The following is a 15,755-nucleotide window of genomic DNA, read 5'->3' on the forward strand; positions in this document are numbered from 1 at the left end:
TAAGGAGAGAAAGTTTATAGATAAATATATAAATTTTTTTACTATTTGCTATCATTTTTGTTCCTTTATCTTGATATTTTTGGCAAAAAATCTCGCCCAAACAGCACGAATTATACCATATGTAGTATAAATAGAAATCAAAGCAGTAGCTGATTCTAAAGGATATAAATATAAAAGTGAAAATAGTATTACAAGCATTACGAGAGCTTTAATATAATTAGCACGACTAAAATCAACCTTTTTAAAGCTTGGATAGCGTACATTTGAGACCATAAGTATCGAAAGTGCCGCCATTAAAATGATAAATACCCATTCAAAACCAATTAAAATTTCATATTTATTATAAATTCCAATCCAAAATCCAGCGACTATAGCAGCTGTAGGAATCGGCAATCCAATAAACATATTTGGTTCATTTTCATTAGTTGTAACATTAAATCTAGCTAGTCTAATAGCCCCAAAAACTACAAACATAGCCGTAATAAGTGAACCAAATCTACCAAATTCGCTTCCGATACTAAAATAAAATAACATAGCTGGAGCTACACCAAAAGCAACTAAATCAGCCAAACTATCAAATTCAACACCAAATTTAGATGTGGTTTTGGTTAATCTTGCTACTCTACCATCTAGCCCATCAAGCACAAGAGAGATTACAAGATAAAAAATAGCCTTTCCAAATTCGCCATTAGCACTAGCTAAAATACTGATAATACCAGTAAATGCACTACCTGCTGTAAATAAATTTGGAAGTATATATATTAATTTATTATTACTATTCATCTATATAACCTATAATATTACAAGCTTTTACTTTATCACCTTTAGTAAGAGATATTCTCGTATTTAAAGGCATCAAAAGAGAGATTTTGCCATCTTTAATAAAGCCTATTCTACGACCAGATTTAACATAATTTATACTTTCTAAATAAATCTTAGAAGTAAGTGCTGAAGTGCTAATACGAAGTATAATATCTTGATTTTTAGATATTATGGTAGCTCGGTTATTTAATAAATTTGAGTTTGAATCGCTGCTATGTAAATTTAGACCATTACGCCTTTTAATATCAGATATCTCCATATCACAAGTAGCACGCAAAACACCGCAGTCAATAATTCTTGAGCGAATTAAAATTTCACTATAACCACGGCCATTATAATTGCATTTTTTAATATCTTCTACAACTCCATCAATAGGAGATAATATAGCTTTAGAATCTTCACTTTGCGGTAGTCTTTCAGGGTTTCTATAAACCCACAAAGTAGCTAAAAGTAAGATAGTAAAAAAACTAAACCAAAAATCAAAAATCCAAGATAGTATTAAAAGCACCACTGAAATAGTGATGCATTTATATCCATATCTGCTTATGATTCCTAGATTATTCATCTACTTGATTCTCTTTTGCTTTTTTAATGTCTGAATTCTCATCTTCAACATCTATTAAGCGTGTAGGCAAACCATTTGCTTCTTCAAATTCTTTAATAATCGCCCTAACTTTATCGCCCTCTATAGTCTCTTCTTCATATAAAGATTCTACCATTTTTTCTATCGCACCACGATAAAGCTCAAGCGTAGCAAGAACTGCTTCATATCTCTCATTTAAAAAGCTCTTTACAAACTCATCAAGTTTTTGTGCCATATCATCACTATAATCTTTTAGAGTTTGGCCTCCATTTAAAAATACATTGCGTTGTTTTTCTAATACCATAAGGCCAGCTACATCAGTCATTCCATACATTGATACCATTGCTTTTATAATATCAGTAGCGCGTTCAAGATCGTTACTTGCACCTGTGCTAATCTCTTTGATAAAGACCTGTTCAGCAGCTCTACCGCCTAGCAATACATCAACCTTAGCAATCAACTCATGTTTTTGCATTAAAAATTTATTCTCTTCTGGGGCGTTAAGCGTATAACCTAAAGCTGCAATACCACGTGGTATTACCGATACTTTTGTAACCTTATCAGCCCCTTTTGTAGTTTCAGCTATTAAAGCGTGTCCGCACTCATGATATGTAACTATCTTTTTCTCTTTTGGATTTATACGGCGAGATTTTTTCTCTAAACCTGCAATTGCTCTCTCAACTGCTTCAACTAGATCTTGTTGATCAATTTTAGTTTTATTAGAACGGCCAGCCAAAAGAGCAGCTTCATTAATGATATTAGCCAAATCTGCTCCAGCCAAACCAGCAGTTAAGCGACCTATCTCATCCATATTTACATCATTTGAAAGCTTGACTTCTTTGCTATGTACTTTTAATATATCAACACGACCTTTAAAATCAGGTTTATCAACTAAAACTTGGCGGTCAAATCTACCTGGTCTTAAAAGTGCCGCATCTAAAACCTCTGGGCGGTTGGTTGCTGCTAGAACTATTACAGGACTTTTATCGCTATCAAATCCATCCATTTCAGCTAAAAGCTGATTTAGAGTCTGCTCTCTTTCATCATTACCACCCATCATAGAACCAGCCGCCCTACTCTTACCAATAGCATCAATTTCATCTATAAATACGATAGCAGGTGCTTCTTTCTTAGCATTTTCAAATAGATCTCTAACACGACTTGCGCCCACACCTACAAACATCTCTATAAAACTTGATCCAGAAACTGAGAAAAATGGAACCTCGGCCTCACCAGCAACAGCCTTGGCAAGTAATGTTTTACCAGTGCCTGGAGGGCCTACTAATAGCACACCTTTTGGAATTTTAGCACCTAAGCGAATATAGCGTTCAGGATTTTTAAGGAAATCTACGATCTCTTTTACCTCCTCTTTAGCCTCTTCTACGCCAGCTACATCATCAAATTTAACTTTTGGCTTTTCGCTATTAATTAACTTTTTACTACTTCCCATACCAAGGATTCCGCTACCCATATTTTTTTGCATTCTACTGGCTAAAAACATCCAAATTGCAAAGAAAATAAATACAGGAATAACCCATGAAAATAGCATATCGCTTAGCCAATTACTCTCACTATATGCTCCATAGCTGATGTTATTCTCTTCTAAAAGTGGAACTAAAGTTTGATCATTAGCAACTTTTTTTACTACATATGCTTGACCATTTCCACTAGCTTTTATCGTAGTTTGTCCGATTACAACCTCATTTATCTGCTTTGATTTAATTAGGGATTTTAGCTCTGAGTAGCTGATATTTTTTGAATTCGTACCAGATATTCCCATCTCATCAGGGCTCATACTACGAAAAATCAGCACCATTACCACAGCAAAAATCGCAAACATTAAAATAGGATTTTTATTAAAAAAACTATTATTATTTGGTTGATTTTTATTTTCCATTATTTTCCTTGATTTTTAAATACAAAACTCTCCCACTCATTTTGAGTTAAATTCTCTATCAACTCAAATTCGCTAAAAGCATTTATAATTCTATTTTTATATTTTGTAAGAATTCCAGATAAAATTATTATGCCACCTACTTTTATCTTAGATTTTAGGTCATTTGCAAGAAATAGTATAACATCAGCAATGATATTTGCTACTACAATATCATAAGACTCATTACTATTAGTTATAGAACCAGTCCAAATTTTATCTATAGCTATATTGTTTTTTTGCGCATTTTCAAGACTGCTTTGAACGGCTAGTTCATCAGTATCACAAGCGCTTACATTTAGCCCTAACTTTGCCATAGCAATACTTAAAATACCACTACCGCAACCAACATCTAGAGCATTTTTATATCCTTTAGAATATTTTGAAATTAGCTTTAGACATGAATTTGTACTCTCGTGATGACCAGAGCCAAAAGCTAATGCTGGATCGATAATAATATCTATTAGCCCATCTTTTGGAGTTTCCCAACTTGGCCTAATATAAAACTCACCAGCTTCAACCGGAGCTATGCCTTTTTTATATTCATTAATCCAGTCTATATTATCTTTGATTTGTAAATCAGTAGTTATTTTGCAGCCCAAGCGACTAGCAAACTCTTCAAGTCCCCACTTGGTATCTTCCAAGCTCTGCTCATCCCTAATGATAAAGCCACTATCGATCTCTTCTATACAGGTAAATCCAAATTCAAAAACAAGATCTTTTAATGGCTCAATTTGCTGGGATGTAACTTTTAATTCGTAATATTTATCTTTCATTATCCAAGAACGTCTTCAAGTTTCTCTTTAAGAACCTGCGGCGTAAAAGGCTTAACAATATAGTTATTCACTCCAGCTTTTAATGCTGTAATAACCTCAGCCTTACCACCCTCTGTGGTTACCATTATAATAGGCATATTTTCATACTTAGACTCAGCCCTAACCTTTTTAACTAGCTCTAAACCATTCATTTCAGGCATATTCCAGTCAGTAATTAACACGCCTACATCTGGATTTTGGCAAAGTATATCCCAAGCCTCTACACCATGCTCAGCCTGCAACACTTCGTTATGTCCAAGCCTTTCTAATGTATTTTTTATAATTCTTCTCATAGTAGAGCTATCATCAACAACCAATAACTTCACTAACTATCCTTTCTCAACTTTAGACGATATTTTATCTAAAATTACTTTTAAAATACTTTAACAGTTAAAAATTGTTATTAAAAATATCATTAAGTGCTATTTTTCCTTCATAATAAGCTTTGCCAATTATAACCCCAGATATTCCATTAGTTTTGCTTGCAGTATCTAAATCGGCTAAACTTGCCACACCACCACTTGCAATCGTATCAATACCACTAGCTTGTGCAATGCTTGATGTAAATTCTAAATTTAACCCACACAGCATACCATCTTTACTAATATCTGTGGCAATTATCGCTTCAACTCCAGCATCTGCATATAGCTTAGCAAGATCAGTAGCTCTTATCTGACTTACCTCAGCCCATCCTTCTACTGCTACAAACCCATCTTTGGCATCTATTCCTACAACTATTCTGTATTTTTTAGCCATCTCTTTTACAAACTCAGGATTTTTAAGTGCAACAGAACCCAAAATCAACCTACTAACTCCTGAGTTTAAATAGCTTTTTATACGCTCTTCATTGCGTACTCCGCCGCCAATTTGTATATTTAAATTTGTAGCATTTACAATTTTTTCTATAGTTTTTAAATTTACAGCATCTCCTGCAAATGCTCCATCTAAATCTACAATATGTAACCATTTGGCTCCGGCATCGCTAAATCTCTTAGCTAGCTCCCACGGCTCATTTGAGTAAATTTTAGCACTATCCATAAGACCTTTAGATAGCCTAACTGCCTTGCCATCTTTTAAGTCTATTGCCATATATTTTTCCATCTATATCTCCATAAAATTTTTAATTATTCTTAGTCCGCTCTCATGTGATTTTTCAGGATGAGGCTGAAATCCATAGACATTTTCATACTCTACAGCACTGACAAAATCATACCCATACTCAGTATAAGCTAAAGCAAATTTACTATCACAAACAGCATGATATGAATGAACAAAATACAAATAAGCACTCTTGCCAAGGCCATCTACAATCTTGCTTTGTTTAGTAAATTTAGCCATATTCCAGCCCATATGCGGCACTTTAAGAGGCTTATTAAATTTAGATTCATCAAATTTAATAATACTCCCATCAATCACTCCAAGACCACTATGCTCACCAAATTCATAGCTCTTTTTAAACAAAAGTTGCATCCCAAGACAGATCCCAAGAAACGGCTTACCACTAGCTATAAACTCTAAAATTGCATTATCTAAATTTGTATCTCTTAATCTTTGTATCGCCTTACCAAAAGCACCTACACCAGGCAAAAGCAACTTATCATAGCTTTTTAATCTATCTGCGTCGCTTACTAATTCACTCTTAGCACCGACAAACTCAAGAGCGTTTTGAACGCTTCTTATATTTCCAGCACCATAATCAATAATCCCTATCAACACTACTCCTTATTAAGATAAACAGATAGCAACTAAGTGCAATCATCAAAAAACCAACTCCGCCAATAAGATATATCGCATATAATATCTGACTTGGATCAGTAATTGCAAATTTAAATACCAACATAAGAGATTCAATAGCTAAAGCTATAATAATACTCCCTATAAATCTTACCATTGTTCTACTGCCGCCATTTTGATGGTGATTTGGCCGACCTAAAACCTCAGCTTCAAATATCGCCTTAACAAGATCAAATATTGCAAGTGCTAAAGTAAGCACAATAGTGGATTCAAAAACCTCACTAATATTAATCTCATTAAAGCTTTTTAATACAAAGCTCTTTATACCATAAACAAATAAAACCAATGAGATCGCAAAAAGAGCAATAGAAAAAACAGAATATATAAGCTTTGTAAATTTGCCAAATATTCCATCTACAGAACTAGGACTAATCATAGCCAAAAGCTCTTTTAACCCAATATCCACACATGCTATATAAAGCAACTCTTTTTTATCATTACATATAGGCATTGAAGCTGTAACACAAAGGCGATTAGTAAGGCTTGATGGATATGGATCAGTTAGTACGCATCGCTTCTCACGAACACATCTATAATAATACGCCTTATTACTTCTATTTATTCCTTTTCCAGATATATTTTTAGAATCTAGACTTATGGTATTATCTAGTTGAATTCCATTTTTATCCAATATATAAAACGCATCAAAGCTATCAACCTCATGTGCGATCTTATCAAAACCATCATTAATGCTTTGAACATTTACACCAGGGAGATTATTTGGTATATTTCTATCTAAAAGATGGCATAAATAGGCTCTAGCCTTATAGCGTATCTCGCTAAATTCTTCAATCTCTTTAAAAATCACATTAATTCCTATTTTTATTATGATTAAACTCAGGCACGATAAGTTTTAATCTTTGTTCAACTTCTGCGTCGTTTTGACTTTGTAATAGATCAGAAATTTGACTATTTAATAGATCGATATCATATGGTTGGCTTTTGGTTACAAAGATACTTTCAAATTTAGTTGCTACATCATTTGGATCAATCAAAAGCTCTTCATACAGCTTCTCACCCGGACGCAAACCTACAAATTTGATTCCAAGATGCTCTTTATTGCTTAATCTTAGCATTCTTTTAGCCATATCAGCGATACGAACTGGCTCACCCATATTAAGCACAAAAAGCTCACCGCCACTTGCAATGCTAGCTGCTTGAAGCACTAATTGACACGCCTCGCTAACAAGCATAAAATATCTAGTGATATCAGGATGAGTTACGCTTAGTGGCTCATTGGCTGCTATTTGGGCTTTAAATTTAGGTATAACGCTACCGCTACTTCCTAGCACATTACCAAATCTAACTGCAACAATCTCAGTAGAGCTGGTATTTGAATTTAACGCATATAATTCACAAACCCTTTTAGTAGCTCCCATGATATTTGTCGGCCTTACAGCTTTATCAGTTGAGATTAGCACTACCTTTTTAGTTTCATATTTTTTGGCTAAATCTATAACATTTTTAGTTCCCATTATATTATTTTGCACAGCAATTAATGGATTAAACTCACATAATGGAACATGCTTATATGCAGCTGCATGAATCACTATATCTGGTCGAAATTTAGAAAATACAAAATCAAATTCATTAATATGAGTGATATTTAACATAACTAAGCGATTACGCTCATCAGCATTGGTGGCTTCATTAATCTGATATAGATTATACTCGCTATGTTCTACCATTATTAACTCTTTAGCACCAAATTTCAAGCACTGCTTACATATCTCGCTACCTATTGTTCCGCCAGCGCCAGTAACCATCACTACCTTACCACCTATAAATGACTCAACAGCTGCACTATCTAGGTCTTTTGGTTTTCTAGCTAGTAAATCTTCTATGCTAATATCTGTAATTCCCTCATTTTTTTGCCCAATTAAAGAAAATATTTTAATATCTTTAAATCCTAAAGTATCTAGCTCATCATATAGTTCTTTAAGCTCATTTGGCATAAGTTTTAGAGCTATTATAGCGCTTTTTACGCCATCTTCTATATAGCTTTTTAGCTCATCTTTATGACCTACTTGATAGCCATCGCAGTATGTGCCTACTAGATCTTTTCTACCATCTACTATACCTACGGCGTAATAGTTTGCATATCCGCTTTTGAGTCCTTTTAGGATTTGTAGAGTTTTAGAAGTAGAACCTATAATAACGCAAGGTTTGCCATTTTTAGCCTTTTTAAAGTCCATTAAAGCTCGTTTTGAAATTCTTAAGCTACCTACCATAATAGCCGAAATAAGCGCATCTATAATAATAACACTTCTTGGAAAAGGAGCAAAGATCTCCTCATAAGATAAAAATATTCCAAAAAATATTCCCGCACAAAGCAGACAAGCTAGTGAAATTTTTCTAGATTCATTTAATCCAAAAAATCTCCACGGCACTCTATAAATTTGAAAAGCCCATAGCATAGCAATCTTGATAACAATCAAAATTACTCCACTATATATCATACCAGGAATAAATATCTCAGGTATATCCCCACTAAATCTAAGTAAAAAAGCAAAATATATACTAAATGCAAATATCAAAGTATCGCATAGTAAAAAAAATGCTATTCTACGCCTCTTAGTCGCCCTAATCACAGCGCACTCCTAACGATATTAGCAACTTTTTCTACTAATTCATCACTCATATCAGCACCACTTGGAAGGCACATTCCTCTACTAAAATAATCCTCACTCGTGCCATCTACAACGCATTTAGCACCTTTAAATACTGGTTGAAGATGCATTGGCTTCCATAGTGGTCTGCTTTCTATATCGTGTTTATTTAGTGCTTCTATAACTTTTAAATGCTTATTTTTCTCTTTAAATAAAAGCGTAGTAAGCCATCTATTACCACGTGAATTTGGAATTTCAGGCATAAACTCAGCCACATCTTTGAGTAAATTTGAGTAGATATCAAATATCTGCCTTTTTCTCTCTACTCTGCTTTGCAAGACCTCCATCTGCCCTACTCCAATAGCGCCTAAAACATTACTAAGCCTATAATTATACCCATAATCTAAATGCTCATAATGAAGCAATGGCTCTCTTGCTTGTGTGCTATAATATCTAGCTTTATTAGCTATGTTTTCATCATGGCTAACTAACATACCGCCACCACCTGTGGTTATGATCTTATTTCCATTAAAACTATAAACTCCAATATCACCAATGCTTCCAAGTGCTTTGCCTTTATAAAATCCACCCAAAGCCTCAGCTGCATCTTCTATAATAGCTATATTATTTTCAGTACAAATTTCTACTATCTCATCCATCTTTGCTGCTTGGCCATATAAGTGGGTTATAATTAGTGCTTTTGGCTTTTTATCGCTTTTATTTATTGCATCTTTTAAGAGTTTTGGGCTAAGATTCCAACTCTCATCACAATCGATAAATATAGGCTCACACCTTTCATACATTATAGGATTTACACTAGCAGCAAATGTAAAAGATGAAGCCAAAACAGCATCGCCATCGCTGATTTTTAAAACTCTAAGCGCTAAATGCAATCCAGCAGTTGCTGAGCTAAGAGCTACTGCATTTGGTGATTTAGTATAATCTTTTATACTATTTTCAAACCTATCTACAAACTCTCCAAGTGGTGCTATATAATTACTTTTAAATGCTTCATTGACATACTTTAACTCATTACCGCCCATATATGGTGCGCTTAAAAAAACTCTAGCCATTATATTCCTCTATTAATTAATGGCCATATTTTATCAAAGTTAGAATAAACTTAGAATTAATAACGCTAAAAAGTTAAATTTATTCATTGATTTGAGCTTACTATGCTTTTTGTAGCTTTGATTTTGTTATCAGTGTATAAAACTACATCTTTTATTACTAACTTCTTAATCGCTTTGATAAAATTATTCATAAATTCAAAATCTATTTCATCATTAGCGGTTACTGGTAGTTTAATTTTTAAATTTTTAAAAGTCTTATCCACATCTCTAACTAAAACTGAAAGTAATATATTCTTTTGAGAATTTAAAAGTGTAGTAAAAAAATAAAATAGAATTTTGTGTTAGTTTTATTTTTGGGATAATTTTTCTAACAAATTGACCAGCATACCACTGCCTTTGTCTATAAAAGAAATCCATTTGTAAAAGCCCTAAGCTCCAAATACCAGCTTCATTTAAGTTTCTTGCATTTACAAAGCCTGTTGATTGTAAAATTCCTTGATTATTAGAAGTTCTTGTGACATAGTCATACTCATTGCCATCAGTTAGTTTTTCTTTATTAAAGCTAAAAGTATTTTTCATCTCAAACAAATCACCAATTCTAAATTCGCCCCAATTATAATTTTCAAATTTAGAAAGAGCGGATAATTCATCGGCGGTTAATTTGTAATCTTTTAGTGACGCGGCGGCAAGATACGCCTCTAGCTCTGCTACTCGCTCCGCCTCTAGCTCTGCTACGAAGCTCTCCATAAATTCAAAATCAATATCACCATCTTTATTTATTGGGAGTTGAATTTTATCATCTTTAATTTTAGCCCACGAACACATATTATCATAACCAAATTTAGTTTTTAAATGTTTAAATAAACTTGCCAAAAATAGCCCTTGTTTGTGTGTTGTTTTAAATTTGGGTTTTAAAGAAAATACTCTTGCATGTGTAACCATTTTATATTCAAATTGTCTAAAAAACACAAATCCAAACATATCAATCGTTATTGTATTAGCTTCGAAAATTCTAGCTTCTACATCGCTTTTGCCTAAAATTCCATTATTAGTTTCTCCGGCAGTTACGACAAAATAACCTTTATCATTTATATGGGATTTTTGAATATCAAAATTTCCATTTGAGCTGTCAAACAAATCACCAAGCCTAAATTCACCCCACTCAATGCTACTTATTTTTTGATTAAGTGGGGAGATTACTTTCCCAGATTATCTTTTTGATTTTTAATTATTTGACTTACTTCCCATGCTAGATAGTCGCTTACAGTCTTTTTAAAATCCTCTAAAGTTGGCGTTGTATCAATAGGCGCTGATTGATTCCAGTCTGAGCCACTACTAGGGTCTATCACGCCTTCGAAATAGTCATTTGAACTAAGCAAATTTAGATAATTTTTGCCATAATGCACTAGATCGACAACCTCAGCATACCTGGCCTTAGCATTACCAATATCTCGTAGATTTAGGCTAGATTTGGCCTTTTTGCGGTTTGCTCTTGCGTAGCCATCATCGCTAAAATCTATAAATTTAACCACATGTTTAGCATTATGAGCCACACCTACTTGAAAGACATAAATATTAGTTTGAACACTAGATTTACCGATAAATAGGTCAATTGGCATTTTAATACTAGCTATTAAAGTGTTAGATTTTAGAATTTCTTTATTGATAGCTTGGGCTTTGCCATTTCCGGCTGAACTTTGGATAATTATAGCTGCATAGCCGCTATCCATCATTGATAGGGCTTTTTGGACAAATATCATTCCATTACCCTCAGCTGAATATGGAGGATTTAGAATAAATGCATTAGCTTTGAATTTGCCCTGCTTTGTGCCATAGGCATAATCTCCATCAAAATCTCTAAGGCTATCTTTATTTAAAATATTTGAGCTACCATCGCCCATTAAGATCATATTTAACACAGCAAGCATATAAATATTTGGCAAAATTTCCAAGCCCATTAGCTGTTGAGCTTTTATTTCGGCGATTTTTTTCTTTTGAGAGTCTGGGGATTGAATTTGATTTTTAGCATCTTCTATCATTTCATTCATCGCAGCAATCAAAAGTCCAGCCGAACCAGTAGCAAAGTCCCAAACAAAGCTATCTTTATTTACTCTAGCGAGTTTAACTAAGAGTGTTGCGACATATGGCGGAGTCAAAACAACATCATTTAACTGATCTTGAGTAAAGCCTAGCCAAGCATACATTTCATTGAATAATTTACCGGTAAAATCAATATTTAACTCACTTTTATAATACTCACCTAAATCATCTACGATTTTGCAAAATACACGCTTGAGTTGGCTCTCACCGTTTATTGGCTTATTTAAATTTTCGGCTGTTAGAGTGTTAGCTAGCGTGCGAATTATTAGCCCTTGTTTATCTTCTGGGATTGATTTTTCTTTGAGAAAATTTTTGACTTTGCTTAAAATTTTATCGCCATCTCTTTCTCCGTTTTCTTCAGATGATATTAGCTTATCTTTTGTAAGTGGTGCAACCTTACCGCCCTCAACACCTAAAGTAGCGATAATCGTTGCTACAACAAGATAGACTCTATCATTTTCACTTAAGCCTTTTTCATCTCTATAAATATCATTATTTAACTTAGTTAAAACTATAGAAATTTCTTCATCTTTTTTGGTTTTTATCGCTTCTAGCTCTTGAGGGGTTAGATTTAACTCTTTTAGCTTTTGAGTAAATTTGATAAAATTCTCATCTTTTAAAAATGATAAATCGCTATATTCACCTACTTTTATAGCTTTAGCTAAGTTGGCTTTGCTTACATAATATACGCCAATTTGTATCTCAAGTTTGTCGCTTAATGTATCTTTAAAGCCAGTAACGCCAATAGCAATAATCTCATCATAGTCAGTATGGTGTAAAATAGCATTAGCATAATGCACAGCACCATTAACCGCATATTCGTTAATATTCTTGAAATTTGGCTCATTTTTAGCATTTTTGTTATCGATTTGACCATCTTTATCAAGCTTAATTAGCTTATCTTTATAGCCTTTGTATTCAATTAAAACTGGATAATATTTTAGACTTTTTGGGTCTTGCTTTAGCAGCTTAGCATCTGGGCGATTACCACCTGCACCGCCATTTTTAGAATAGTATAAATTTAATGCGTTATCAATTTGACTATTTAAAGATTCTTGTTCGAGTTTATAATCTAATTTATAGCTTTTTAACTGGGAATTAATGTAATCTGCAACATTTGGTTCTACTGATTGAACTTTGGATTTAGCCATTTTAGTTCCTGAAATTATGATAATTTAAAAGCTGTAATTATATATTAAATTTACTAAAATAACAACATTTATCTTTAATCATTAAAAATTCAATCAACTCATTATTCTTTTTTAATTTTTTATTGAATTTTTTATATTTATTCTTAGCTTTTTTTAAATATTTTGATAGCTATTTTCTATTCATATTTTCATATTTTGCATAATTTATTATATCCATATGATATCATTTAATAATCCTTGATTTGAGCGATATTTGTAGAATTTTCTTTAACGAGCATAATTTTCTTAATTAATCACTTAGCGGCTTTAGAAGAGATAAAAATTAAATATGATATAAAAATGTAAATTGAATAAAAATGGTGGTTAGAGGCAGAATCGAACTGCCGACACGCAGATTTTCAGTCTGCTGCTCTACCGACTGAGCTATCCAACCACCTTAAAAATGAGTTGTAATTATACCTTTTTAAAACTTAAATATAGATAAAATTCTACTCAAATTTAAAGAATTTATATAATTTTTGCTATAAATTCTTTAAATTTATCTCCACGATGTGCATATGAACTAAACTGATCTAAACTAGCACACGCTGGACTAAGCAAAGCAACATCATCTTTTTCCATCATTTTATCTATCAAATTTACAGCATTATAAAGCTCTTTAGCATTAAATACTTTAGCGCCAAATTTATAGCTCATCTTTTCTATATCATCGCAATTTGAGCCAATAGCATAGATTGTAGCGCCTTGCTTAGCAGCTGTAGCGACTACTTTTTCTATACTCACACCCTTATCATCGCCACCTAATATAATATGAATCTTAGACCCCTCATATCTGGCTAAGGCTTGAAGAGTTGCGTCTATATTTGTAGCTTTAGTATCATTGACCCATAATCTACCTTTGGCGTCCTTTAACTCTTCAAGCTTGTGAGGCTCAATGATAAATTTATTAAGCAAATCAATGCTACAACGACTAAATATTATGCTCTCAATACAAAGCGCCATAATCGCATCCATCAAAAATGGCACTCGAAAATCAATCCTACCAATATCAATATTAAATTTATTAGCTAGATCAATCTCATCTTCATACCCTATAATCTTAGCGTGAGATTTGATCTTTTCATAGCATTTTGGCACTATAGCCACGCTACCTTCTCTCATCATTGATAGCGGTTTTAGCTTGGCATTTTCATACTCTTTAGCACTACCATGCCAACTTATATGATCATCGCTAATAGGCAAAAGCGCATAGATATCAGGAGAGGTAAATTTGGTATAATGGATAGTAAAAGAGCTAGTCTCTAAAATCCAAATTTTAGCCTTCTTGCCCACTAAATCACCAAGCGCAATTCCTACATTACCACCCATAATTGCCCCACGATCTCTTAATAGATGCTCAGTCATTTTAGTCGTTGTAGTCTTGCCATTTGTGCCACTAATCCAGATACTTTTTGGGGTGGAATTTCTAAAATAATCATACTCGCTTATGAGATTTTTAGCCGATTTTATCAGCTTATGAGATGGCGGAAATCCAGGACTTGGAATCTCTAGTTCACTAAGATTTGGATCAAATTTATCCACAGGCAATAGAGCATTTCCATACTCATCACTGCTTGCTATTTTAAATTTATCATCATAGATATTCCAGCCGCCGCTTTTGGCGATAGATTTTGTTGTATTAGCATATCCAAATAGAGATTTTATCATTATTTTACCTTAATTTTAAAGCTATCAAAGCAATTAAATTTGCCACCAAAGCTATCATCCAAAACCGCACAATAATCTTATTTTCGCTCCACCCCTTCATCTCGAAATGGTGGTGTAAAGGTGCCATTAAAAATATACGCTTTTTTCTAATCTTAAAGCTACCAACTTGCAAAATTACAGAGAGCGTCTCAACCACAAATACAAACCCGATTATTATAAGCAAAAGCTCATTTTTTGTAACAATCCCCATATATCCGATAAACGCACCGATACTAAGGCTACCACTATCACCCATAAAAACCTCAGCCGGATAGCAATTAAACCATAAAAACCCAAAAAGCGCCCCAATAACAGCAGTAACTAAGATCACAATTTCGCCTAAATTTACCACCTTAGGTAGCAATAAATAAGAGCTATAAACAGCATTTCCCATCAAATAAGCAAATATTCCAAGACTAACTAATCCAAAAATAGAAGGCACACTAGCAAGTCCATCTAATCCATCTGTTAAATTTACTGCATTAGATGCTGAAGTAAATACCAAAACCCAAAATAACATTGCAAAAATAGATATATCTAAAATCGCATGCTTATAAAATGGAAAATAAAATAAAGAATCAAGTCCGCTAAAAAAATATAAAAGCACAGCAGCTATCATACCAAGCACAATTTGAAAAACAAATTTAACCCTAGCGTGCAAACCAGCGTGATTTTGGCGACCAACTATCTTGCTATAATCATCATAAAAACCAAGCAGACAAAATCCACCCAAAACAAAAAGCCCAATAAGCACAAAAGCATTGCTTAAATTTGCACTCAAAAGCGTGGCCACTACAGCACAAATAACAAAAACAACACCGCCCATTGTCGGAGTTTTACCTTTTTGCTGATGAGATTGCGGAGCTAGCTCATATATAGGCTGATTAGCATTTTTAATCCTTGCCCAAGCTATAAATTTAGGCATAAAAAATAGAGTCAAAACAAAAGCTAAAAAAAAGCTAATCCCAGCACGAACGCTAATATAACTAAAAAAATTAAATTCAAAAATTTCATAAATATAATAAAACACCAAAAATCCTAAGACGATAACTAAAAAATTTAAGATAAAATTATATAAATTTTTTGATAATATTTGGATAAATCTAGTTAAAAATTTAAAAAAATTATA

At 33.3% G+C, this 15,755-nt stretch carries 13 protein-coding genes, 1 tRNA gene and 1 pseudogene; all 15 read right to left on the reverse strand.

Annotated features, from left to right (window positions below):
• Nucleotides 1-51: 51 nt before the first annotated feature.
• Nucleotides 52-783, reverse strand: coding sequence for a CDP-diacylglycerol--serine O-phosphatidyltransferase (pssA, locus tag CIGN_RS06360; protein WP_086225115.1), 732 nt, complete (start codon nucleotides 781-783; stop codon nucleotides 52-54).
• A complete protein-coding gene (locus tag CIGN_RS06365; protein WP_086226749.1) occupies nucleotides 776-1,387 on the reverse strand; it encodes a phosphatidylserine decarboxylase in 612 nt (203 codons plus the stop codon). The genes pssA and CIGN_RS06365 overlap by 8 nt, the downstream gene beginning before the upstream one ends.
• Nucleotides 1,380-3,302 (reverse strand): ATP-dependent zinc metalloprotease FtsH, encoded by a 1,923-nt coding sequence (gene ftsH / locus CIGN_RS06370; protein ID WP_086244263.1) that lies wholly within the window; start codon nucleotides 3,300-3,302, stop codon nucleotides 1,380-1,382. The genes CIGN_RS06365 and ftsH overlap by 8 nt, the downstream gene beginning before the upstream one ends.
• The gene (locus CIGN_RS06375) at nucleotides 3,302-4,114 is read right to left on the reverse strand and encodes a 50S ribosomal protein L11 methyltransferase (protein WP_086225112.1); all 813 of its coding nucleotides are present in this window, start codon (nucleotides 4,112-4,114) and stop codon (nucleotides 3,302-3,304) included. Before CIGN_RS06375 ends, ftsH begins: the two co-directional genes overlap by 1 nt.
• Nucleotides 4,114-4,479, reverse strand: a complete 366-nt coding sequence (locus CIGN_RS06380; protein ID WP_086225111.1) for a chemotaxis response regulator CheY — start codon at nucleotides 4,477-4,479, stop codon at nucleotides 4,114-4,116. Before CIGN_RS06380 ends, CIGN_RS06375 begins: the two co-directional genes overlap by 1 nt.
• A gap of 64 nt (nucleotides 4,480-4,543) precedes the next feature.
• Entirely contained in the window at nucleotides 4,544-5,254 is a 711-nt protein-coding gene (gene hisA / locus CIGN_RS06385; protein WP_086302832.1) for a 1-(5-phosphoribosyl)-5-[(5-phosphoribosylamino)methylideneamino]imidazole-4-carboxamide isomerase, read from the reverse strand.
• Entirely contained in the window at nucleotides 5,255-5,866 is a 612-nt protein-coding gene (gene hisH, locus CIGN_RS06390) for an imidazole glycerol phosphate synthase subunit HisH (RefSeq protein WP_086302834.1), read from the reverse strand. It abuts the gene before it with no gap.
• Complete coding sequence (locus tag CIGN_RS06395) at nucleotides 5,850-6,755, reverse strand: PDC sensor domain-containing protein (RefSeq protein ID WP_086244264.1); 906 nt, start codon at nucleotides 6,753-6,755, stop codon at nucleotides 5,850-5,852. Before CIGN_RS06395 ends, hisH begins: the two co-directional genes overlap by 17 nt.
• A gap of 1 nt (nucleotide 6,756) precedes the next feature.
• Nucleotides 6,757-8,538 (reverse strand): UDP-N-acetylglucosamine 4,6-dehydratase (configuration-retaining), encoded by a 1,782-nt coding sequence (gene pglF, locus CIGN_RS06400; protein WP_086232522.1) that lies wholly within the window; start codon nucleotides 8,536-8,538, stop codon nucleotides 6,757-6,759.
• Complete coding sequence (gene pglE, locus CIGN_RS06405; protein ID WP_086288744.1) at nucleotides 8,535-9,629, reverse strand: UDP-N-acetylbacillosamine transaminase; 1,095 nt, start codon at nucleotides 9,627-9,629, stop codon at nucleotides 8,535-8,537. The genes pglF and pglE overlap by 4 nt, the downstream gene beginning before the upstream one ends.
• 83 nt (nucleotides 9,630-9,712) lie before the next feature.
• A pseudogene (locus CIGN_RS08335) lies at nucleotides 9,713-10,766 on the reverse strand (restriction endonuclease subunit S).
• A 59-nt stretch (nucleotides 10,767-10,825) separates the two neighbouring features.
• Nucleotides 10,826-12,880 carry an HsdM family class I SAM-dependent methyltransferase gene (locus CIGN_RS06415; RefSeq protein WP_086302836.1) on the reverse strand — a complete coding sequence of 685 codons (2,055 nt, stop codon included), beginning with the start codon at nucleotides 12,878-12,880 and terminating at the stop codon, nucleotides 10,826-10,828.
• 357 nt (nucleotides 12,881-13,237) lie between these two features.
• Nucleotides 13,238-13,313, reverse strand: a tRNA-Phe gene (locus tag CIGN_RS06420).
• A gap of 74 nt (nucleotides 13,314-13,387) precedes the next feature.
• Nucleotides 13,388-14,587, reverse strand: coding sequence for a UDP-N-acetylmuramoyl-L-alanine--D-glutamate ligase (gene murD / locus CIGN_RS06425; RefSeq protein WP_086302838.1), 1,200 nt, complete (start codon nucleotides 14,585-14,587; stop codon nucleotides 13,388-13,390).
• A gap of 4 nt (nucleotides 14,588-14,591) precedes the next feature.
• Nucleotides 14,592-15,656, reverse strand: coding sequence for a phospho-N-acetylmuramoyl-pentapeptide-transferase (gene mraY / locus CIGN_RS06430; RefSeq protein ID WP_086302840.1), 1,065 nt, complete (start codon nucleotides 15,654-15,656; stop codon nucleotides 14,592-14,594).
• Between the last annotated feature and the right edge of the window lie 99 nt (nucleotides 15,657-15,755).

This window comes from Campylobacter devanensis (assembly GCF_002139915.1).
GTDB lineage: Bacteria > Campylobacterota > Campylobacteria > Campylobacterales > Campylobacteraceae > Campylobacter > Campylobacter devanensis.